This is a genomic window from Streptomyces sp. NPDC054932, assembly GCF_053610205.1.
Genome location: NZ_JBSGXU010000142.1, coordinates 1 through 21724, shown reverse-complemented (window position 1 = coordinate 21724; position 21724 = coordinate 1). Strand labels below are relative to the sequence as shown.

The window sequence follows — 21724 nt, the reverse complement described above, 5'->3', positions numbered from 1 at the left end:
GGCCGGGCCGAACCGGGTGGGGCCGGATGCCCCGGTTCGGCGGCCAGGCCGGCGGTACGGCCCGCCGGGCCGGGCGGCGGAGCGCCCGGGGTGGATTCGCTGCCGGCGCCGGCGCCCTCGGCGCTGCCGTCGGTCGTCGCTGTCATGGCTTCCCCTTAGAACAGTGTCCTCTGCTGTGCTGGGGTCTGCCGTCGGCCGGTACGCGCCACGTTCAGGTGGCGACGCCGGCCGGCGACTCGCGATTCATATCCGCTGTCGGGTGGCGATCACCTCTTGCGCACGACGACGAAGTCCGCGAGGGCGACGAGCTGGTCGCGCACGCGCTGCGGCATGTCGACGTCGTCCAGGGCCCGGATCGCCACGGCGTGCTGGCGGCGTGCCTCGTCGGCGGTCCACTGACGGCCGCCGGCCGCCTCGATGAGGGCCGCACGGGCCGCGAACTCCTCCTCCGAGAAGTTCTCGAAGTCACTGCTCTTGGCGTCGGCGGCGAGCAGCTCGGCGAGCCGCTCGGATGCCTCCCCGCCGGCCGCGAGGGCGGCGACCACCGGCAGGGACTTCTTGCGCTGGCGCAGGTCGCTCCAGGTCTGCTTGCCGGTCGCCTCCGGGTCGCCCCAGATGCCGAGCAGGTCGTCGACGGCCTGGAAGGCGAGGCCCAGATGGTAGCCGTACTCCTCCAGCTTGTCGGCCGTACGGTCGTCCGCGCCGCCGAGCACCGCGCCGATGGAGACCGCACAGGCGAGCAGCGCGCCGGTCTTGTTGCCCTCCATCTCCAGGCACTCCTCGACGCTGACGCGCTCGCGGTGCTCGTAGGAGATGTCCTGCGCCTGGCCGTCGATGAGCTTGCGGCTGGCGGTGGTCAGCCTGCGGGTCGCACGGCCCGCCTCCACGGTGCCGAGCTCCAGCAGCACCTCGTTGGCGAGGGCGAACAGGGCGTCGCCGACCAGGATCGCGAGGGCGGGTCCGTGCACCTTCCACACCGTGTCGCGGTGGCGGCGCTGCTCGTCGCCGTCCATCAGGTCGTCGTGCAGCAGCGAGAAGTTGTGCACGAGCTCGACGGCGACGGCGCCCGGGATGCCGACCTCGGCCGCGGCGCCCGCGGCCTCTGCGGAGAGCAGCGCGAGCGCGGGGCGCACGGCCTTGCCGCCGTCGCCGTCCGCCGCGTTGCCCTGGGCGTCGATCCAGCCGAAGTGGTAGGCGGCGACGGTGTCCATGGGCGCCGCGAGCCGGTCGACGGCGGCGCGGAGCGCGGGGGTCGACAGCGTGCGGCCGCGCTCCAGGAGCGCGATCGTGTCCGCCTTCTCGGCGCCCCCTCCGGCTGTGCCCACACTGGCATCCGTGTTCTCGACAGCCGGATTCCCCGGGTTCACTGGCTCTCCTCTTGTTCCTGTACGTGCTGTGCTGGTGGTGCCGGTGCTGCTGATGGTGCTCGTCATGCCGCCTCCTGCAGAGGGTGTTCGCGGTGGCGGCCGAGCGCGGTGAGTGCGGCGTGCGCCGCGCTCAGTCCGCTCCGGACGGCGCTCTCCATGGTCGCGGGCCAGCCCGTGGCAGTCCACGCACCGGCGAGGTAGAGCCCCGGCGTGTCGGTGCGCGCCCCGGGGCGCAGCCGGCCGACGCCGGGGGTGGGGGCGAAGGTGGCCGTCCGCTCCCGGGTGACGAAGAAGTCCCGTACCTTGGCGCCGCGCGCGGCGGGCAGCAGCCGTTCCAGCTCGGGCAGGTACTTGGCGCGCAGGACCGAGACGGGCTCATCGATGTCGTCCTGGGCGACGGACTGGGACAGCGCCAGGTACTGGCCGCCGTCGGGGAGTCCGGAGGAGTCGGTGCGGTCGAAGACCCACTGGACGGGGGAGCCGAGGGCGGCGAAGAAGGGCTGCTTGAGCACCTTGCGGTCGTAGACCACGTGGACGTTGAGGATGGGCGCGGTGCCGATGTCCAGGAGCTTGTCGGGGTCGGGGAGGGCGCCGGCGGGCAGCAGGCCGTGCGCCTCGCGCTGCGGGACGGCGAGGACGACGGTGCCCGCTTCCAGGGACTCGTCCTCGGTGTCGATCCGCCACGCCCCCTCGGGCATCCGGGAGATGCCCGTGACCCGGGTGCGCAGTTCGGTCCGTACGCCGGCGGCGTCGAGCGCCTTGCGGGCGAGGGTGTCGTGCAGTTCGCCCAGCGGTACCCGGGCCCAGCCGATGTCGGCGGCGCCGTTCTCGGAGAGCAGGCCGGTCTTGAAGACCATGGCGGCCAGGCCCAGCGAGGACTGCTCGGCGGTGGCGTTGAGGGTGGCGATGCCGACGAGGTCCCACAGGGCCTCGATCGTGCGGGCCGACTGGCCGTAGCGGCCGAGCCAGGTGGCGAAGTCCAGGCCGTCCAGCGCCGGGTCGGCGGGGTCCAGGCGGCGCAGCGCGAGGGCGGCGCGCCCGACGCTCACGCGTTCGGCGAGGGACAGGTGCGGGTAGCGGGCGAGCGATCCCGCCAGGTGCAGGGGCACGGGCAGGGCGCTGCGGCGCAGCCGGCCCAGGCGCGGGCCGCCGGGGTGGGCGACGTCCAGGACGGGTACGTCGAGCCGGTCCTGCAGCGGGGCGAGGGCGGCGCCGTCGACGCGGTCGAGGAACCACCGGTAGGCGGTGCAGCACCGCAGGTAGACGTGCTGGCCGTTGTCGACCTCGAGGTCGCCGCGCTTGAAGGAGAAGGCGAGCCCGCCGAGGCGGGGGCGGCCCTCCAGCAGGGTGACCCGGAGCCCGGCGTCGGCGAGTTCGAGGGCGGTGGTGACCCCTGCGAGTCCCCCGCCCACGACGACGGCGTGCTGCTCGATGCCGGTCATGCGCCCTCCCCCGTGGTGCGGTGGCCCTGCGGGCCGGCCGTCCGGTCCTGCGCGGGCCCCGTGGCCCGGTCCGGTGCGAAGTCCCCGGGGAGAGACGCAGCCGCCCGCGCGGTGGTTGCCAGGGCCCGGCCGGGCGCGGCGGGGCGGCGGGGCGACCGCGGGTGTGCCGGCGCGGTCGCACCGCACGCGGTGGCGGGCGCCGGGACGGCGGCGGCGCCGGCGGGGGCCGTCGGGGTCATCAGGCTCGCCTCCGCGTGTTCTGGCGGGAGATGGTCCGCGCGTCGAGGCCGGACAGGCCGCGCACGGCGACGTACGCCTTCTCGTGCGGCGGCAGCGACACGCGGCCCCGGAGCACCGCCTCCGGCTCCCGCTCGATGCGGTCGAGCAGGCGCCGGTAGATACCGGCCATGGCGGCCACGCAGGCGCCGCTGCGCCGGTCGAGCATCGGCAGCAGCCGGTAGCCCTCGGCGAACAGGGCCCGGGCGCGCCGGACTTCGTGGTGGACCAGCCCGGCGAAGTCGGCGCCGACGGGCATCCGGTCGCTGCGGAAGCCGTCCGAGCAGCCGAACTTGGCGAGGTCCTCGGCGGGCAGGTAGGTGCGCCCGTTGGCCGCGTCCTCGCGAACGTCCCGGAGGATGTTGGTGAGTTGCAGGGCGAGGCCGAGGGTGTCGGCGTACTCGCCTGCGCGCTCGGCGTCGGCGGCTCCCAGGCCCGAGCCGTTCACGGTGCCGAAGACGCCGAGCGAGAGCCGCCCGATGGCCCCGGCCACGCAGCGGCAGTAGGTCTTGAGGTCGTCCCAGGTCTCGTAGGTCTCGCCGCGGACGTCCATGAGGACCCCGTCGATCAGCTCGTCGAGGCCGCCGAGCGGAATGGGGAAGCGGCGCGCGGCGTGCGCGAGGGCGACGGCGACCGGGTCGGTGTCGTCCTCGTCGATCTCCTCGGCCCGGATCCGCCCGAGCAGGGCGCGGGTCTCCTCCAGCCGGGAGAACTTGGCCTCGGGCGCCAGGGTGCCGTCGCCGATGTCGTCGACCCGCCGCGAGAAGGCGTACAGCGCGGACATCGCCTGCCGCTTGTCGGTCGGCAGCAGCCGGATGCCGTAGGCGAAATTGCGCGCCTGTGAACCGGTGACGGCCTCGCAGTAGCTGTAGGCCGCCAGGACCGGTGCGGACGCGTGTGTGGGGCCCTCCACGGTCGGGCTCACCCCTTTCTCGGCGCTGTGCGCAGGACGGCGGCCACCTCGCGGAGCAGGCCGCTCTTGGTGGGCTTGGGCGGGCCGGGGAGCACGTCGAAGCCGGCGGCGGTGACGGCTCGCAGGGCCGCACGCCCCCCTCCCACGAAGCCCGCGAGCAGCAGCCGGAGTCTGCCGTGCACGCTACCCACGAGCGGGGTGCCTTCATTCAGCAGCTCGCGTGCGCGCTCAGTTTCGAATGCGACCAGGGCGCGTACGGACGCGCCGGCGGTCGGGGCCGCGAGCTGTGCCTCGGTCACGTGGAAGCGGCGCATGTCCTCGGCGGGCAGGTAGATCCGGTCGCGGCCGAGGTCCTCGGCGACGTCCTGGATGTGCTCGGCGATCTGCAGGGCGGTGCAGACGGCGTCGGAGCGGCGGATCCGCTCGGGGGTGCTGGTGCCGGTGAGGGAGAGCACGAGGCGGCCGACCGGGTTCGCGGACAGCTCGCAGTAGCCGACCAGGTCCGCGTACGTCCCGTAGCGCGCGACCCGCTGGTCCTGGCGGTTGGCCTCGATCAGCCCGAGGAACGGCTCGGGGGTCAGGCCGTGGGCGCGCACGACGGGCTGGAGGGCCAGCAGCAGCGGGTGCCGCGGGGGGCCGTCCGTACCGCCGAACACGCGGTGCAGGTCCGCCTCGAAGGCGTCGAGCATGGCGAGCCGGTCGTCGACCGCGGCGGGGTCGAGACCGAGGAGCACGGCGTCGCGTCCGCCCGGGGCGAGGTCGCCGTCGCCGATGTCGTCGACGAGGCGGGCGTAGCCGTAGACGGCCATCAGCCCGTCGCGCCAGGCGCGGGGCAGGAAGGCGGGGGCGACGGGGAAGTTCTCCGCCGTCGCCTTGTCGAGGGTGGCGCTCACGTGGACCGTGTCGGACGGGGGCCGGATGCCGAGCCCCGCGGTCACCGCCCGCCGCCCGGGGCGGGGACGGCCGTCGTGCCTGGGGGCCGGAGAATTCCCGTAGCCATTGCCGTCACATCTCCCGTTCTACACTGCCGACCCATTACATCCTATTTCGGACACGCCGCCGGGGGATTCCCCGGGCTGCCCCAGGGCCCTTCACCTGCGGGGAATCGTCCCCTCTTGCCGCGATTGAGGACCGCCTCAGCTTACGCTGTAGAACGCCGCGGAGCCCTCTCGGGTATTCGCTCCGCCACCGAATGTCGCCGCGAAATGCAAGAACACGATTGAGGCCCCCGCCGCGCTGAGCGGCGGGGGCCTTCGGTGAAGCGGAAAAGCGCCGGAAGGCGGCGCCGCGCGACCCGTGAGGTCAGCCGTTGGTCGCCTTCTCGTATGCCGAGACGACTTCCTCGGTGGGCCCGTCCATGAGGAGCTCGCCCTTCTCCAGCCACAGCACCCGGTCGCAGGTGTCGCGGATGGACTTGTTGTTGTGGCTCACGAGGAAGACCGTGCCGGCCTTCTGCCGGAGTTCACGGATCCGGTCTTCCGAACGCACCTGGAAGCTGCGGTCACCGGTGGCCAGTGCCTCGTCGATCATCAGAACGTCGTGGTCCTTGGCCGCCGCGATGGAGAAGCGCAGGCGCGCCGCCATGCCGGAGGAATAGGTACGCATCGGCAGGGAGATGAAGTCGCCCTTCTCGTTGATGCCCGAGAAGTCGACGATGCTCTGGTAACGCTGCTTGATCTGCTCGCGGGTCATACCCATCGCGAGACCGCCGAGAACGATGTTCCGCTCGCCGGTGAGGTCGTTCATCAGGGCCGCGTTGACACCCAGCAGCGAGGGCTGGCCGTCGGTGTAGACCTTGCCCTCCTCGCAGGGCAGCAGGCCCGCGATGGCGCGCAGCAGGGTCGACTTGCCGGAACCGTTGGAACCGATCAGGCCGATCGCCTCGCCGCGGTAGGCGGTGAAGGAGACGCCGCGCACGGCGTGGACCCGCCGGACGCCCGGCGAGTCGCCCTTCTTCCGGCGGATTATCTTGCTGAGCGCGGCGGTGGCCGCGCCCTTGCCGGCGCTGCCGGTGTTGACCCGGTAGACGATGTGGACACCGTCCGCGATCACGGTCGGGATGCGTCCCTGGTTGCTGTCAGCCACGGCCGTAACGCTCCTCAGACTTCCAGAAGTACACGAAGCCGCCGAGACCGATCACCACGGCCCAGCCCACGGCGAAGGCCCACACGTGCGGAGGCAGGTTGCTGCTGCCGTAGTCGTCGATCAGCGCGAACCGGATGAGGTCCATGTAGATCGCGACCGGGTTCCACAGCAGCAGGTCACTGATCCACTGCGGCTGGTCCTTGAGGTAGATCCCGATCGGGAACATGACGCCGGATGCGTACATCCAGGTACGCATCACGAACGGCATCAGCTGCGCCAGGTCGGGGGTCTTGGAACCCATCCGCGCGAAGATCATGGCGAGGCCGGTGTTGAAGACGAACTGCAGAGCCAGTGTCGGGACGACCAGCAGCCAGGACAGCCGCGGGTAGTTGCCGAACGCGACGGCGATCACGAAGACGACGATCATCGAGTACAGCAGCTGCTGGAGCTGCTGGAGCGAGAAGGACACCGGCAGGGAGGCGCGCGGGAAGTGCAGCGCACGCACCAGACCGAGGTTCCCCGAGATCGCCCGGACGCCCGCCATCACCGAGCTCTGCGTGAAGGTGAAGACGAAGATGCCCATCATCAGGAAGGGGACGTAGACGCCCGACGGCATCTCCTTGCCCGCCCCGAGGATCAGGCCGAAGATCAGCCAGTAGACGGCCGCGTTCAGCAGCGGGGTCGCCACCTGCCAGACCTGACCGAGCTTCGCCTGGCTGTACTGCGCGACCAGCTTGGCCCTGGAGAAGGCCATGATGAAGTGGCGCCGGCCCCAGAGCTGCCGCACGTACTCGCCCAGACGGGGCCGGGCGCCGCTGACCGAGAGGCCGTACTTCCTGGCGAGCTCCGCGGGGCTCAGCCCCGCGTCGTCGGACGGCGGCCTGCTCGTGGCGAGGGCGCCGTCGTGGGTTGTGTCACTCACAAGTTGAAACTTTCGTCTTCAAGATGCGGCCAGGTGGGCATCAGGCTGGTGGCTCGAGGCCCGTGATCGCGTCATGTTGCCAGACGCGGGCTGGTCAAATGACAGGAGGTCGGCCCAGGCGGGTCAACCGCCAGACCGTACGCCATCTCATCGGGCGCCGGGGTCCGCAGGGAGTGGTCCATCCCTCCCGAAAACCACCGAACCATGCCTTGAGCGCGGGTACCGACGGCCTGCGGGCGAGCGTCAGCAGGAGCCAGACGCCCAGGTAGACCGGGACCAGCGGGGCGGGCAGGTTGCGGCGGGCGAGCCACACCCGGTTACGAGCCACCATACGGTGGTAGACCGCGTGCCGGGAGGGGGCAGTCGTCGGGTGCAGCAGCACCATGTCCGACCTGTAGTCGATCAGCCACCCTGCGTCGAGCGCCCGCCAGGCCAGATCGGTCTCCTCGTGCGCGTAGAAGAACTCCCCCGGCAAGGCTCCGACCTGCTCGAACACCGTCGTGCGGACGGCGTTGGCGCCGCCCAGGAAGGTGGTCACGCGGGAGGAGCGCATCGGGTCGGAGGCCCGCAGGCGCGGCACGTGCCGTCGCTGGGTGACACCGGTCTCGGGATCGGCGATCCGGAAGCTGATGATCCCGAGCCCGGGGTCCTCGGTGAAGGCCTGCCGGCACAGCTCGGCGGTGTCGGTGCGCTCCAGCAGACCGTCGTCGTCCAGGAAGAGCAGCACGTCCACGTCGCGGCCGCCGGGGCCGAAGGCCTCGATGCCGACGTTGCGCCCGCCGGGGATGCCCAGGTTCTCGGGCAGGTCGATGCTGCGGACACCCTCGGGCAGGCCGGTGACCTGCACGCCCTGGCCCACGACGACCACCTCGACGGGGGCGCCGTCCTGGCGGGCCACCGAGTCGAGGAGCGCCTTGAGCTCGTCGGGCCGGTTGCCCATGGTGATGATCACGGCGCCCAGCCGCAGCGGGGCACTCACTTGAGCCTGCTGGAGGCGAGGATGGACACCAGGTGCAGCACGGTCTGGAGCATCGCGATGGCGGCCAGTACGGCGACCCCGACCCGGGACCAGTACAGGTCGCCCTGGATCTGGTCCACGACGGCCAGCACCAGGATGAGCAGCGAGGCCTCGATGCCGAGGATCAGGCGGTGGAACTTGAGCGCGGCGGCGGCCCGGCGGGCGAGCGCCATGCCCTTCGCGCGCGGCTCGGCGGCCGCGTCCTTGACCACCGGCTTGCCGGCCTGGTGGCGGGCGACGCCGACCAGGTCGGTCTCGGCCTTGATCAGGATGGCGCCGAGTGCGGCCAGGGTGCCCAGGAAGGCCCACAGCCAGTCGGCGCCGCCGGGGCCCCACAGGTCGGCGGCGCGCAGGCCGAAGCCGACCAGGACCGCGGCGTCGCACAGGTAGGCGCCGACCCGGTCCAGGTAGACCCCGGAGAGCGAGTACTGCTTCTTCCAGCGGGCGACCTCGCCGTCGACGCAGTCGAGCAGCAGGTACATCTGGACCGCGACCACGCCGAGGACGGCGCCGAGAATGCCCGGCACCAGCAGGGCCGGGAGGGCGAGGACGCCGGCGAGGGTCATCAGGTAGGTCAGCTGGTTGGGCGTGACCTTGGTGGTGACCAGGTAGCGGGTGATGCGCAGGGAGATCTCGCGCATGTAGAGGCGCCCGCCCCAGTGCTCGCCGCTGACCCGGTCCTTGACGCCCGCGGGGTGGACGACGGGCCTCAGTTCAGCTACGGATGGTCTTGACATAGTCGGCGTAAGCGTCCCTGATCTCGGCTGCGGACAGGTTGAGGTGCTCCAGGATCGTGAAGCGTCCCGGGCGGGTCTGGGGGGCGTACTCGACGGCCGCGACGAACTCGTCGATGCTGAAGCCGATCTCCTCGGGGGTCACCGGCAGACCGTGCCGGCGCAGCACCTCGACGAAGAGGCCGGACTGCTCGGCGGCCCCGCGCAGGTGCATCGCGAAGGCGGCGCCGAGGCCGACCTGCTCGCCGTGGAGCGCCGAGCGCCCCGGGTAGAGCAGGTCGAAGGCGTGGCTGATCTCGTGGCAGGCGCCGGAGGCGGGGCGGGTGTCCCCGCTGATCGACATGGCGATGCCGGTGAGGACCAGGGCCTCGGAGAGCACGGTGAGGAACTCGTCGTCGCCGCATCCGCCGGGGTGGCGCAGCACGGACTGGCCGGCGGTACGGGCCATCGCGGCGGCCAGGCCGTCGACGGGCTCGCCGGTGATCTCGTGCGAGAGCTCCCAGTCGGCGATCGCCGAGATGTTGGAGATCGCGTCACCGATGCCGGCGCGGATGAACCGGACCGGGGCTTCCTTGATCACGTCGAGGTCGATCACCATGGCGATCGGCGTGGGCACGCCGTAGGAACCGCGGCCGTTGTCGTTGTCCAGGATGGACACCGGCGAGCAGATGCCGTCGTGCGAGAGGTTGGTGGCGACGGCCACCATGGGCAGCCCGACGCGCGCCGCGGCGTACTTGGCCACGTCGATGATCTTGCCGCCGCCCAGGCCCACGACGGCGTCGTAGCGGCGGCCCTTTATGTCGTCGGCCAGCTTGACCGCGGAGTCGATGGTGCCGTCGACGACCGCGTACCAGTCGGCGTGCGGCAGTACGGGCTCCAGCTTGGCGCGCAGCGCCACGCCGGAGCCCCCGCTGATCGCGATGGCCAGCTTGCCGGAGGCGGAGATCCGCTGGTCGGCCAGGAGGCCGGCCAGGTCGTCCATCGCCCCGCGACTGATGTCGACGACGACGGGCGAGGGGATGAGCCTCGTCAGTACTGGCATGCGATCGTCCGGCCCTTGGCAAGGTCGTCGTGGTTGTCGATCTCGACCCACTTGACGTCGCCGATGGGGGCCACGTCGATGGTGAAGCCGTCGTTGACGAGCTGCTGGTAGCCGTCCTCGTAGTAGAGGTCGGGGTCGCGCTCGAAGGTGGTCTTCAGGGCCTCGGCCAGCTGCTCGGCGGCCTCGGGCTCGATGAGGGTGACACCGATGTACTCGCCGGTGGCGTCGGCGGGGTCCATCAGCTTGGTGATCTTCTGGACGCCCTTCCCGTCGGCGGTGACGACCTTCATCTCCTCGTCGGCCAGGTTCTTGACCGTGTCGAGGGCGAGGATGATCTTCTGGCCGTTGCCGCGGGCGGCGAGCAGCGTGCGCTCGACCGAGACCGGGTGGACGGTGTCGCCGTTGGCGAGGATCACACCCTGCTTGAGGACCTCACGCGCGCACCACAGGGAGTAGGCGTTGTTCCACTCCTCGGCCTTGTCGTTGTCGATCAGCGTGATCTTGACGCCGTACTTGGCCTCCAGGGCCTCGCGGCGGGCGTAGACGGCCTCCTTGCGGTAGCCGACGACGATGGCGACCTCGGTGAGGCCGACCTCGGCGAAGTTGCCCAGCGTCAGGTCGAGAACCGTCAGGCTCTCCTCGTCACCCTCGGGGCCGACCGGCACGAGCGCCTTGGGCAGGGTGTCGGTGTAGGGACGCAGACGGCGTCCGGCACCGGCAGCGAGTACAAGGCCGATCATGCTGGTTCTCCTTCGTCATGTACGGCGGGTGCTCCGGAGGAGACCCAGAACCGGATGCTCTCCACGAGCACCACGAGTGCCACGAACACGGCCGTGACCGTGAGCGCGACGGGGAAGTCCGCTTCGCGCGACACGAGGACGGCCGCCAGGGCCGTGATCAGCAGGACCCGGCCTTCGTGGCCGCCGATCGTCCGCACCAGCCAGTGCGGGGGCGCGCCGGTGCCACCGCGAATGCGGTACACCGTGTCGTAGTGATGGTAGGCGACCGCCGCGATCAGGCCGAATGCCGCCGGAAGGGCCCCGGGGACGTCCGCCTTGGCGGCGAGCACCAGGACGGTGACGTATTCGGCGGCCCGGAACAGCGGCGGGATCAGCCAGTCCAGGGTGCCCTTGAGGGGTGCGGCGACGGCGAGGCCGGCCGCCATGACATAGATCACGGCGACGGCGATCAGCCGCGGGTCGCCGAACGGCAGGTACAGGGCGCCGCCGAGCATCACCAGCGTGCCCAGGGCCGCCACGTACACGGAACCGAAGGACCCGGCGCGGCCGCGCAGCAGCCGGGCCTGGAGCTCGGCGAGCGGGCCCGAGTCGGCGAGGTCGGCGAGGGCCTGGGCCGCCCGGTCGGTGCGGGTGGCCTTGCGCGTCAGGGAGCGCAGGACCCGGCCGGCGGTGGTGTAGAGCGCGCCGAAGGCGCAGCCGATCAGCAGGGCGTAGAAGACGATCCGGGGCGTGGTGAACGCGGTCAGGACCGCGATCATCGCCCAGCGCTCACCGATCGGGAGGATGATCATCCGGCGGACCCACACGGTCCAGCCGACGCTGTCGAGCCGGCCGGAGAGGGCGGCCGTCGGGCTCGTGTTGGCGGTGGCGTCGTGGTTGGCCTCGTTGAAGGAGAAGTCCACGACGTGCCGGCAGGTCATGAGGATCATGGATCCGACGGCCAGGGCCCAGACGTCGTCGCCGTTCCTGGACGCGCCGAGCGCGAGGCCCGCGTAGAAGGCGTACTCCTTCGCGCGGTCGAAGGTGGCGTCGAGCCAGGCGCCCATCGTCGAGTACTGGAGCGAGTAGCGGGCGAGCTGCCCGTCGGTGCAGTCCAGTACGAAGGAGACGAGGAGCAGCACACCGGCCGCGACGTAGCCCCAGCGGTCGCCCGTGGCGGCGCAGCCGGCCGCGATCAGCGCGGTGATCAGCGAGGCGGTGGTGACCTGGTTCGGGGTCAGGCCGCGGCGCGCGCACCAGCGGGCGATGTAGCGCGAGTACGGGCTGATGAAGAAGGTGGTGAAGAAGCCGTCGCGGGACTTCACGGCGGTCCGCAGGCGGACGGCCTCGTCGTCGACGGCGGCGACGGCGGCGGTCGCCGCGTCACGCTCCGCCGGGCCGGCGGGGACGGCGGCGACGAGCGTGCCCAGTTCGGGCCGCTGGACGGTGGTCCCGGCGGCCTCGACCGCGGCGGCGAGCCGGTCCGCGTACGGGCCCGCGTCGCCGTTCGGCGCGTCGGCGGCCACGGCGGCGGCCTTGTCGAGGGCCTCGCGGGCGCCGGCCCGGACGGCCAGGGCACCGGTGACGGCGCAGGCGTCGAAGCGCGGGTCGGTCAGCGCGAGGCGCAGCGCGTGCACGTGGCCGACGAAGGCGCTGTCCACGACGGCCACCCGCTGGTCGGCAGGTACGCCGGCCAGAGCGGCGGCGGCGTCCCGGGGACCGGCGGCCGGGCGGACGTCGAAGCCGAGGGAGCGCAGCTCGTCCGCGAGCGGTGATCCGGGGACCGGCAGGCCGGTGAGGATGACGGTCGGCAGACGAACTCACTCCTTGTAACGGATTCCGAACGCGCGCCTCAGGGCGCGGCGGCACGTCGGCAGAGGCTATCGGATGAATGGAAGCAGGCGTTCACCACCCGTTTACGCCCTGATAAGCCGAATATTCGGGCTCCCGGGCCGGGTTCCGATCATCATTGACGATCACCGCGCGGTACCACAAACGGCCCTGATGTTACGGTGGACACGCCCCTGAACGTGTCGAGTGGAAAGAGGTGGGTTGATGACCGTCGTAGTGGTCGCGGCCATGCGCAGCGAACTCCGGTGCATCTCCCATTCCTTCCGGGCATCCGGCCGGGCCTGATCACACAGCTGGGCCTCGTCGGCCGGAGCCCCCGTTCCAAGGGTTCACGTTGACCGACAGCAATTCCTCCAACGACGACCACGACGACTTCAACGACGGCGTCGACGACGTCGCTTTCCGGGACGCCTTCTTCGACCTGCACCGCGGCCTGCCCCGGCAGGCTCCGGGCTCCGACGCGAGCACCCGCCACCTCCTGTCCCTGTGCGGACCGCTGCCCGAGCGGCCGCGCGTCCTCGACCTCGGCTGCGGACCGGGCCGCAGCGCCCTGCTGCTCGCCGCCGAGGCGGGCGGACCGGGCACGGGCGGCGCCGAGGTGACCGCCGTCGACCTGCACGCCCCCTTCCTCGACGAGCTCCGTGAGGCCGCCGCGGCCCGCGGGCTCGCCGGCCGCATCCGCACCGTCGGGGCGGACATGGGCGCACTGGAGGGCGAGGACTTCCCGGACGGCTCCTTCGACCTCGTCTGGGCGGAGGGCTCCGCCTACATCCTCGGCTTCGACGCCGCGCTCGCGCGGTGGAAGCGGCTGCTCGCCCCGGGCGGCACCCTCGTCCTGACCGAGTGCCAGTGGACGGTTCCCGAGCCCTCCGCCGGCGCCCGCGCCTTCTGGGACCCGCACTGCGCGCTGCGCGCCACCGCCGGCAACCTCGCGGCCGCCCAGGCCGCCGGGTACCGGGTGCTCGGCGTGCACCACCTGCCGGACTCCGACTGGGCCGAGTACTACGGCCCGCTCGCCGAGCGGGTCCGGGACCTGTCCCCGGCGGGCGGGCCCGCGATGGCGAAGGCGCTGGCCGCGACCCGTGAGGAGCTCGACGTACGGGCCCGCCACGGGCACGAGTACGGGTACACGGGTTACGTCCTGCGCCCGGTGACCGCCGGGGACGGCGACGCCTGGCCCGCCCGCCCGGAGACCGCGGCCGACGCGGCCGCCGTCAGGGAGGTCAACCTGGCGGCGTTCGGGACGCCTCTGGAGGCCGACCTCGTCGACGCACTGCGCACGGACGGCGCCTGGCTGCCCGGCCTGTCGTACGTGGCCGAGGCGCCGGACGGGTCGGTGGCGGCGCACGCCCTGCTGACCCGGTGCGAGGTCGACGGCGCCCCGGCGCTCGCCCTCGCCCCGGTGGCGGCCGATCCCGCGCTGCAGCGCTCGGGCGCGGGCTCCTCGGTCGTACGGGCCCTGCTCTCGGCGGCCCGGGAGCGCGGGGAGTCCTTGGTCCTGGTCCTCGGGCACCCCGAGTACTATCCGCGCTTCGGTTTCGTACCGGCGTCGCACTTCGGGATCCGGGCGCCCTTCGAGGTGCCCGACGAGGCAATGATGGCGCTGGTGCTGGACGACTCCGTTCCGGTGCCGGCGGGGACGATCAGGTACCCGGCCCCGTTCGGAGTCTGACGATCACACAACGGCATGTGTCACATCACGTGATGTGATCCGCCCCCCGTCGCGTAGCACGCGTCGGGGGGCGGACATGCGTGGATCTCCGAAGTGGGGACAAGCCGCTTTTGTACGGCAGACTGAAGGCCGAAGTCCGAAGCGAAGGATGGGTATGCCGACCACACCAGCCACCGCCGCGAACAGCGCGTCCAACGGCACCGGTACTCAAGAACCGATCATGCTCGAACTGGTCGACGAGTCCGGCAACACCATCGGCACGGCGGAGAAGCTCTCCGCCCATCAGGCGCCCGGCCAGTTGCACCGGGCGTTCTCCGTGTTCCTCTTCGACGAGCAGGGCCGTCTGCTGCTCCAGCAGCGGGCCCTCGGGAAGTACCACTCCCCCGGCGTCTGGTCGAACACCTGTTGCGGCCACCCCTATCCCGGGGAGTCGCCGTTCGCGGCCGCCGCCCGGCGGACCCACGAGGAGCTGGGGCTGTCGCCCTCACTGCTCGCGCAGGCGGGAACGGTGCGCTACAACCACCCGGACCCCGCGTCGGGTCTGGTGGAGCAGGAGTTCAATCACCTGTTCGTGGGACTTGCACAGGCTGCCGTGCGGCCGGATCCGGAGGAGGTCGAGGACACCGCCTTCGTCACCGCCGAGGAACTGGTCGAGCGGCACGCCGAAGTACCGTTCTCGGCCTGGTTCATGACCGTGCTCGACGCGGCGCGGCCCGCGATCCGCGAGCTGACGGGAGACGCGGCGGGCTGGTAGCCCGTGCGCCGTCCCGCTGCGCGGCCCTGCCGCTTCGCCGACCGCCGCTCAGCCGGCGGCCGGCGGGGCGAGCGGCAGCGCCGCCCAGATGACCTTGCCGCCCGTCGAGGTGTGCTCGACGTCGCAGACCCCGCCGGCCTCGAGCGTGATCTCCCGTACCAGGAGCAGGCCCCGGCCGCCGGTCTGGCCGAAGTCGGCCTCCAGCGCCTTGGGGCGGTAGGGGTGGTTGTCCTCGACGGCCACCCGCACCCACGAGCGGCCGATCGCGACCTCGACCGCGACCTCCGGTGAGAGCAGGGCGGCGTGCCGGACCGAGTTCGTCACCAGTTCGGAGACGATCAGGAGCAGGGAGTACACCAGGTCCTGATGGGCCGGCACCCCCTGGCGCCCGAGCAGGTCCCGGACCGCGCGGCGGGCCTGCGGAACGGATTCTTCAACAGCGGGCGCGGTGAACCTCCACACTCCCTCGTAGGCGAGGGGGTCGGCCGGAGCCTCCGCCTCACCCTCCTTGGCTGGCGGGACGCTCCCGCTGACATCCATCTTCCGTCCCCCGTCTTCACGCTCGATCGTCTCCACGCGACAAGAGTGGGGAACGGGCTGATCCGGACCGGACTGCTGACCAGAAGTCAGCGTCTATCGGACACTTTCTGACCACTGGCGTATGACAGAGTCAGTTGTTCGACTGTTCCTGATCTTCTGCTGGACGCTTCGCGGCCGCCTCGCCCGCCCGGTCCGCCGCTTCCGCCTCCGCCGCGGCCTCGTCCTCCCTGACCAAGCCCAGGATGCGCCGGGACCCCATGCCCATGGCCACCAGGCTCAGCCCGTCGAACAGCAGGGCGAGGGAGAAGAAGGTACCGATCACGTACAGACTGTTGCCGGGCCAGTTGGAGAGGATCAGGAAGCCCAGCAGGATTCCGAAGGCGCCCTGGACGACCGCGAGCCCGGCATTGGATCCGCGCACCACCAGCGCCCCGACCAGCCGGAACACCCCGCCGACGAGGAAGAGCAGGGCGGCGAACATGGTCAGCGCCTCGGCACTCGCCTCGGGGCGGCGCAGGATCACGAAGCCCGCGGCGAGATTGATCGCGGCGACGACGACGGCGAGCCAGAAATAGTTGCTCCTGCGCGCCTGCACGGCGTGCACCAGGCCCACCGCACCGCCGATCAGCAGCAGCCAGCCGAACAGGAACATCGAGGTGAGCGTGGCCACGCCCGTGTAGACCAGGCCGACCAGACCGGCCAGCGCCAGAATCACCCCGAGCCCCGTCATCAGCGCGAAGCTGCGGCTGAGCTTCTTCTTCTCCCGCTGCGGCTCCGGGCCCCCGACCCTGGCCCCGGAACCGTCCCCGGTACGGTCTGCACGGTCTGCGCCCATGGACGTGCCACCTCCTCGCACCCCCGACGGACTCCCTTGATCATAGGTATGACCGCCCGGGATAGCATCCGGCGCATGGACGCAGCCCTGGACGCAACCCTCCTGCACACGGTCGCCGACGGGGTGGCCACCGTCGTCATCTCGCACCCCGCCAAGCGCAACGCCATGACCGCCGCCATGTGGCGGGCGGTCCCGGAGCTGCTGGCGGGCCTGGCGCAGGACCCGGCCGTACGGGTGGTCGTACTGACCGGGGCCGGACCGACCTTCTGCGCGGGCGCCGACATCTCCTCGCTCACCGGGGACGCCGGGGACGATGACCCCCGGGCCCTCGCCGTGGCCGCCGAGGAGGCCCTGGCCGCCTTCCCGAAGCCCACGCTGGCGGCGATCCGCGGCTTCTGCGTGGGCGGCGGCAGCCAGCTGGCGGCGGCCTGCGACCTGCGCTTCGCCGAGGAGGGGGCCTCCTTCGGCGTGACCCCGGCCAAGCTGGGCATCGTCTACCCGGCGTCCTCCACCCGGCGGCTGGCGTCCCTGGTCGGCCCCGCGTGGGCCAAGTACCTCCTCTTCTCGGCGGAGCTGATCGGCGCGGAGGCCGCGCTGCGCGCCGGTTTCCTCAACGAGCTGCTGCCGGCCGGCCAACTGGACAAGCGGGTCGGCGAGTTCACCCGGATCCTGGCCTCGCGCTCGCAGCTGACGCAGTCTGCGGCCAAGGAGTTCGCGGACGGCCGGACCGACCGGGACGCGTACTGGGAGGACCAGGCCGCCGGAAGCGAGGACACCGCGGAGGGGGTCGCCGCGTTCCTGGAACGCCGGACCCCGGCCTTCACCTGGACGCCCCGCGCCGGGGCCACGGAAGGAACGGAAGGGTCCTGAGGTCTCACCGGTCCAGCGGGCTGTGTGCGCGCAGCCGCGCCACGAGTTCGGCCGGGGCCTTCTCCGGCGAGCCGGCGTCGTAGGGCGGCTGCGGGTCGTACTCGGTCATCAGCTGGACGGTCCGGGCGAAATCGTCGCCGGCGATCCTGCCGATCAGGGTGAGGCCCATGTCGATGCCGGAGGAGACACCGGCCGCCGTGACGTACTTGCCGTCGAACACCACCCGCTCCCCCGTCGGCTCCGCCCCGAACGGCTTGAGGGAGTCCAGGAACATCCAGTGACTGGTGGCCCGGCGGCCCTCGAGCAGGCCGGCGGCGGCGAGCAGCAGCGAGCCGGTGCACACCGAGGTCGTCCAGGTGGTGCCGGTATCGACCTCCCGCAGCCACGACAGGACGGCGGGATTCGCCATCTCCACATCGGGGTGCGGGCCGCCGGGCACGATGACGATGTCGGGCCGGGTCACCTCGTGCAGCGCCTTGTCGGCGACAAGTGCGAGCGCCCCGGTGTCGGTCCGTACGGGGCCCGGCCGCTCGGACACGAAGACGACCTCGGCGTCCGGGAGCCGGCCGAGCGTGTCGAACGGCCCGATGGCGTCGAGGGCGGTGAAGCGGTCGTAGAGCAGTACGGCGATCTGCATGGTTCCTCCGGAACGGTCACATCTGCACCGCCCCCGGGCGGGGGCGGCGGTCCTGCGGTGCGCGCGGGGACATCCCGCTGCGGCCCGGGGCCGCGGTCGCAGAGCGGCCGGTGTCAGGGGCCGAAGCGGCGCCGGTACTCGGCCGGGGGCTGGCCGATGGTCTTCACGAAGGCACGGCGGAGCGCCTCGGGGGTGCCGTAGCCACAGGCGCGGGCGACCTCGGCGACGCCCGCGGCCCCGTCCTCCAGCAGCCGGCGGGCGTGCTCCACGCGGACCCGCTCCACGTAGCGCCCCGGCGTGACGCCCGTCTCCGCCCGGAAGGCGCGGGCGAAGTGGCGCGGGGAGAGCCGCGCCCGCCCGGCCAGGGCCTCCACGCTCAGGTCGCCCTCCGGATGCTCCGTGATCCACTGCTGCACGTCCCGCAGCGGATCCCGCCTCGCCGTCTGCGCCGCGAGCTGCGCACTGAACTGAGCCTGATTGCCGGGTCTGCGGAGGAAGACCACGAGGTGCCGGGCGATCTGCAGGGCCACGTTCCGCCCGTGGTCGTCCTCGACCAGTGCCAGCGCCAGGTCGATCCCCGCCGTGACCCCGGCCGAGGTGGCCACCGTCCCGTCCCTGACGAAGATCGGATCCGGGTCGACGGCGACCTTCGGATAGTCCCGCGCCATCTGCTCGCAGATGTACCAGTGCGTCGTCGCCCGCCGCCCGTCCAGCAGGCCGGCCTCCGCCAGCAGCAGTCCGCCCGTGCACACGGACACCAAGCGCTCCGCGTCACCCCCGTGGGCGCGCAGCCAGTCGACGAGCCGCGGCTCGAAGTCCGCCGTGTACTGCCCTCCGGGCACGAGGAGCGTGGTCCCGGCCCCCGGCCGGGCGCTCTCCAGCTCCCCGTCCGGCATGAGCACGAGCCCGCTGCTCGTCCGGACCGGCGCACCGCCCGGGGACACCGTCCGGATCCGGTACGCGTCGCGCCCCGGGAACCGGGACAGCGCGGCGAACACCTCCACCGGTCCGGTCACGTCGAGGCTCTGCACCCCGTCGTAGAGGAGGACGAGCACGTTTCGCAACGTCATGACCTCATGGTGTGATGCGGGTCCCCATGGCCGCAATGACGGGCTTCCCACCTATCCGGCCACGCGGGGGCAGGCCCCGCGCGCGGATAGGATCGGCACATCATGACTGCAACCCTCGTCGCCAAGAAGCTCACCGCCGCGCACGGTGAGCGCACGCTCTTCGCCGATCTCGACCTCGTCGTCGCCCCCGGCGACGTCATCGGCCTCGTCGGCGTGAACGGCGCCGGGAAGTCCACCCTGCTGCGGCTGCTCGCCGGGCTGGACACCCCCGAGACCGGAGAGCTGCGGCTCTCCCCGCCCGGCGCCGCCGTCGGTCACCTCCCGCAGGAGCCGGAGCGCCGGCCGGACGAGTCGGTCCGGGAGTTCCTGGCCCGCCGTACGGGCGTGGCGGCCGCCCAGGCGGAGCTCGACGCGGCGACGCAGGGCCTGGTGGACGGGACGCCGGGCGCGGACGACGCGTACGCGACGGCACTGGACCAGTGGCTGAACCTCGGCGGCGCCGACCTCGACGAGCGGGCCCAGGAGGTCGCGGACGACCTCGGCCTCGCGGTCGGTCTCGACCTGCCCATGACGGCACTCTCCGGCGGTCAGGCGGCCCGCGCGGGCCTCGCCTCGCTCCTCCTCTCACGCTACGACGTCTTCCTGCTCGACGAGCCCACCAACGACCTGGACCTGGACGGTCTGGAGCGGCTGGAGCGGTTCGTCAAGGGGCTGCGCGCCGGCACGGTCGTCATCAGCCACGACCGCGAGTTCCTGACCCGGACGGTCACCAAGGTCCTCGAACTCGACCTCGCCCAGCAGCAGATCAACCTGTACGGCGGCGGCTACGACTCCTACCTCGAGGAGCGCGAGCGCGCCCGCAACCACGCCCGCGAGGAGTTCGAGGAGTACGCGGGCAAGAAGTCGGCGCTCGAAGGCCGGGCCCAGATGCAGCGCAACTGGATGGACAAGGGTGTGCGCAACGCCCGCCGCAAGGCCTCCGACAACGACAAGATCGGCAAGAACCTGCGCGGCGAGTCGAGCGAGAAGCAGGCCGCCAAGGCCCGCCAGACGCAGCGGGCGATCGAGCGGCTGGACGTCGTCGAGGAGCCCCGCAAGGAGTGGGAGCTGCGCATGGAGATCGCGACGGCCCCGCGCTCCGGCGCGGTGGTGGCCACGCTGCGCGAGGCGGCCGTCCGGCGCGGTGACTTCTCCTTCGGCCCGGCGAGCCTGCAGATCGACTGGGCGGACCGGGTGGCGATCACCGGTGCCAACGGCGCCGGCAAGTCCACCCTCCTCGCCGTCCTGCTGGGCCGGCTGACCCCGGACTCGGGCTCGGCCACCCTCGGCTCGGGCGTCCTGGTCGGCGAGGTGGACCAGGCGCGCGGCCTGTTCCTCGGCGACGAACCGCTGCTCGAGGCCTTCTGCGCGGCGGTCCCCGAGACCGAGCCGGCCGAAGTCCGCACCCTGCTGGCCAAGTTCGGCCTCAAGGCGGCCCACGTCCTGCGCCCGGCGGCCACCCTCTCCCCGGGCGAGCGCACCCGTGCCGCACTGGCCCTGCTCCAGGGCCGCGGGGTGAACCTGCTGGTCCTGGACGAGCCGACCAACCACCTCGACCTCCCGGCGATCGAGCAGCTGGAATCCGCCCTCGACGCCTACGAGGGCACCCTCCTGCTGGTCACCCACGACCGCCGCATGCTGGACGCGGTACACGTGACCCGCCGCCTGGAGGTCGCGGACGGCAAGGTCGTCGAGCTCTAGGGGGAGTCCGCAAAGTAGCGCCGGCGCCCGGAGGGCGTGGCCCGCGGCGTCCTGTGCGGTGCACCGCAAGGCGGAGAGGCGCAGCTCGTACCTGTTCCTACTCGCGCGCTTCGACAACGCGGCGAGGTGCCGTGCCGGGCGTCGCGGGCCAGGCGAAACTTTGCGGACACCCCCTAGTACTCCAGCAGTACTTCGTGGTTTGACCTGGGGAAACGTCGGTCGGTGGGGGTGTAGCGGGCAGAGTGCCGTCACGGACGGGTTCTGCCCGCCACTGTCCCCCTCGGTCGGCCCCGTGTGGATGTACTGGAACGAGACTGGCCACGGCGTCGACAGCCTCCGCCGTCGTATCGTGCGCCTCGGCCCGTCCGGCCGTCTCCACGCTGCCGACCGGACCGTCTGCGCCCTACCGTGCGTTCAGCACGGACGCGACGACGTTGCCCGCCGGCCCGCTGCCGTAGCCGCCGGACTGGACGACCGAGCCGGCGGCCAGGTCGTCCGCGTAGCCGGTGAACCAGCTGTTGGAGTCGCTCTGCCCGTCGACCTCGGCCGACCCGGTCTTGGCTCCCTTGTCGCCGCTGACCGCGGACATCGCCTTGGCGGCGGTGCCGTCGGTCGCGGCGGCGCCCATCACGCTGCGCAGGGTGGCGGCCATGTTCCCGGGCAGCGGCTGGGCGGTGGTCAGCTCGCCCTTGATCATCTCCCTGGGCACGATCACCGGCTGGCGGAACGCGCCGTTCTGCACGGTCGCCGAGAGGGAGGCGACGCTGAGGGCGTTCATGGTGACCTTGCCCTGGCCGATGTAGGAGGCGGCCGTCTCGGGGCCCTTCGAGACCGGGATGCGGGCGTCGGTGGAGACGATCCCGATGGACCACACCCCGCCCAGGCCGAAGTACTTGCGGGCCGTCTGGCTCAGGGCGGTGTCCTCCACGCCCTTGGCGTTCAGCGGGCCCAGCGCCTTCATGAAGAAGGTGTTGCAGGAGCGGCGGAAGCTGTCCCGGAAGGTGCCGTTCGCGATGGAGAAGTTCTTGTTGTTGTGGAAGGTCCGGCCCGACCAGGTCACCTCCTTCGGACACTCGACCGGGGAGGTCGGTCCGCCGACCAGTCCGTGCTCCAGCATCATCGCCGCGGTCACGACCTTCATCGTGGAGCCGGGGGCCTGCGCCCCCTCCATCGCCACGTTGAACCCGCCGGCCGGGCTGTTGGCGACCGCGCTGATCTCGCCGGTGCTGGGCCGGAC

21 protein-coding genes are annotated in these 21724 nt (G+C 72.1%); 5 read left to right on the top strand and 16 right to left on the bottom strand.

Translation table 11 applies throughout. From position 1 onward, the window contains the following. Positions 1-266: 266 nt before the first annotated feature. From ACWGE1_RS29675 to ACWGE1_RS29625, 11 genes are all read right to left on the bottom strand, one after another. Complete coding sequence (locus ACWGE1_RS29675; RefSeq protein WP_453423534.1) at positions 267-1367, bottom strand: polyprenyl synthetase family protein; 1101 nt, start codon at positions 1365-1367, stop codon at positions 267-269. Positions 1368-1429: 62 nt separating this feature from the next. Next, complete coding sequence (gene hpnE / locus ACWGE1_RS29670) at positions 1430-2809, bottom strand: hydroxysqualene dehydroxylase HpnE (protein WP_453423533.1); 1380 nt, start codon at positions 2807-2809, stop codon at positions 1430-1432. A 238-nt stretch (positions 2810-3047) separates the two neighbouring features. Next, complete coding sequence (gene hpnD, locus ACWGE1_RS29665; protein ID WP_453423532.1) at positions 3048-4010, bottom strand: presqualene diphosphate synthase HpnD; 963 nt, start codon at positions 4008-4010, stop codon at positions 3048-3050. Then, on the bottom strand, positions 4007-4891 hold the full coding sequence (gene hpnC / locus ACWGE1_RS29660; protein WP_453423531.1) for a squalene synthase HpnC: 885 nt from the start codon (positions 4889-4891) through the stop codon (positions 4007-4009). The genes hpnD and hpnC overlap by 4 nt, the downstream gene beginning before the upstream one ends. A 409-nt stretch (positions 4892-5300) precedes the next feature. Beyond that, positions 5301-6083 (bottom strand): ABC transporter ATP-binding protein, encoded by a 783-nt coding sequence (locus tag ACWGE1_RS29655; RefSeq protein ID WP_453423530.1) that lies wholly within the window; start codon positions 6081-6083, stop codon positions 5301-5303. Then, positions 6076-7005 (bottom strand): ABC transporter permease, encoded by a 930-nt coding sequence (locus ACWGE1_RS29650; RefSeq protein WP_453423529.1) that lies wholly within the window; start codon positions 7003-7005, stop codon positions 6076-6078. The genes ACWGE1_RS29655 and ACWGE1_RS29650 overlap by 8 nt, the downstream gene beginning before the upstream one ends. A gap of 94 nt (positions 7006-7099) precedes the next feature. Further along, positions 7100-7945, bottom strand: coding sequence for a glycosyltransferase family 2 protein (locus ACWGE1_RS29645; protein ID WP_453423539.1), 846 nt, complete (start codon positions 7943-7945; stop codon positions 7100-7102). A gap of 35 nt (positions 7946-7980) precedes the next feature. Continuing rightward, complete coding sequence (locus ACWGE1_RS29640) at positions 7981-8760, bottom strand: CDP-alcohol phosphatidyltransferase family protein (RefSeq protein ID WP_453423528.1); 780 nt, start codon at positions 8758-8760, stop codon at positions 7981-7983. Next, positions 8738-9799 carry an iron-containing alcohol dehydrogenase family protein gene (locus ACWGE1_RS29635; protein ID WP_453423527.1) on the bottom strand — a complete coding sequence of 354 codons (1062 nt, stop codon included), beginning with the start codon at positions 9797-9799 and terminating at the stop codon, positions 8738-8740. The genes ACWGE1_RS29640 and ACWGE1_RS29635 overlap by 23 nt, the downstream gene beginning before the upstream one ends. Continuing rightward, positions 9787-10539 (bottom strand): phosphocholine cytidylyltransferase family protein, encoded by a 753-nt coding sequence (locus tag ACWGE1_RS29630; protein ID WP_030385166.1) that lies wholly within the window; start codon positions 10537-10539, stop codon positions 9787-9789. The genes ACWGE1_RS29635 and ACWGE1_RS29630 overlap by 13 nt, the downstream gene beginning before the upstream one ends. Continuing rightward, positions 10536-12179 (bottom strand): DUF5941 domain-containing protein, encoded by a 1644-nt coding sequence (locus tag ACWGE1_RS29625; protein WP_453423526.1) that lies wholly within the window; start codon positions 12177-12179, stop codon positions 10536-10538. The genes ACWGE1_RS29630 and ACWGE1_RS29625 overlap by 4 nt, the downstream gene beginning before the upstream one ends. On the opposite strand from ACWGE1_RS29625, the gene ACWGE1_RS29620 reads away from it, so the two are divergent. The 3 genes from ACWGE1_RS29620 (at position 12156) to idi (ending at position 14795) form a co-directional block, all read left to right on the top strand. Then, entirely contained in the window at positions 12156-12293 is a 138-nt protein-coding gene (locus tag ACWGE1_RS29620; protein WP_453423525.1) for a hypothetical protein, read from the top strand. The two genes, ACWGE1_RS29625 and ACWGE1_RS29620, sit on opposite strands and share 24 nt — an antisense overlap. Positions 12294-12790: 497 nt before the next feature. Beyond that, positions 12791-14041, top strand: coding sequence for a GNAT family N-acetyltransferase (locus tag ACWGE1_RS29615; protein WP_453423538.1), 1251 nt, complete (start codon positions 12791-12793; stop codon positions 14039-14041). 154 nt (positions 14042-14195) lie between these two features. Next, on the top strand, positions 14196-14795 hold the full coding sequence (idi, locus tag ACWGE1_RS29610) for an isopentenyl-diphosphate Delta-isomerase (RefSeq protein WP_453423524.1): 600 nt from the start codon (positions 14196-14198) through the stop codon (positions 14793-14795). Positions 14796-14843: 48 nt separating this feature from the next. Here idi and ACWGE1_RS29605 read toward each other — a convergent pair whose 3' ends face one another. Next, positions 14844-15335, bottom strand: coding sequence for an ATP-binding protein (locus tag ACWGE1_RS29605; protein ID WP_453423537.1), 492 nt, complete (start codon positions 15333-15335; stop codon positions 14844-14846). 130 nt (positions 15336-15465) lie between these two features. Then, a complete protein-coding gene (locus ACWGE1_RS29600) occupies positions 15466-16065 on the bottom strand; it encodes an HdeD family acid-resistance protein (protein ID WP_453423536.1) in 600 nt (199 codons plus the stop codon). 192 nt (positions 16066-16257) lie between these two features. On the opposite strand from ACWGE1_RS29600, the gene ACWGE1_RS29595 reads away from it, so the two are divergent. Continuing rightward, the gene (locus tag ACWGE1_RS29595; protein WP_453423535.1) at positions 16258-17040 is read left to right on the top strand and encodes an enoyl-CoA hydratase/isomerase family protein; all 783 of its coding nucleotides are present in this window, start codon (positions 16258-16260) and stop codon (positions 17038-17040) included. A 4-nt stretch (positions 17041-17044) separates the two neighbouring features. Here ACWGE1_RS29595 and ACWGE1_RS29590 read toward each other — a convergent pair whose 3' ends face one another. After that, positions 17045-17677: a DJ-1/PfpI family protein gene (locus tag ACWGE1_RS29590; protein WP_453423523.1), complete on the bottom strand. Its 633-nt coding sequence runs from the start codon at positions 17675-17677 to the stop codon at positions 17045-17047. A 113-nt stretch (positions 17678-17790) separates the two neighbouring features. Beyond that, positions 17791-18747, bottom strand: coding sequence for a GlxA family transcriptional regulator (locus tag ACWGE1_RS29585; RefSeq protein ID WP_453423522.1), 957 nt, complete (start codon positions 18745-18747; stop codon positions 17791-17793). A gap of 102 nt (positions 18748-18849) precedes the next feature. Between ACWGE1_RS29585 and ACWGE1_RS29580 the strand changes: the two genes are divergently transcribed. Next, positions 18850-20487 (top strand): ABC-F family ATP-binding cassette domain-containing protein, encoded by a 1638-nt coding sequence (locus tag ACWGE1_RS29580; RefSeq protein WP_453423521.1) that lies wholly within the window; start codon positions 18850-18852, stop codon positions 20485-20487. Positions 20488-20890: 403 nt separating this feature from the next. Here the strand turns inward: ACWGE1_RS29580 and ACWGE1_RS29575 are convergent. Continuing rightward, positions 20891-21724, bottom strand: an 834-nt coding sequence (locus tag ACWGE1_RS29575; RefSeq protein ID WP_453423520.1) for a penicillin-binding transpeptidase domain-containing protein, incomplete at its 5' end; no start/stop codon positions are given.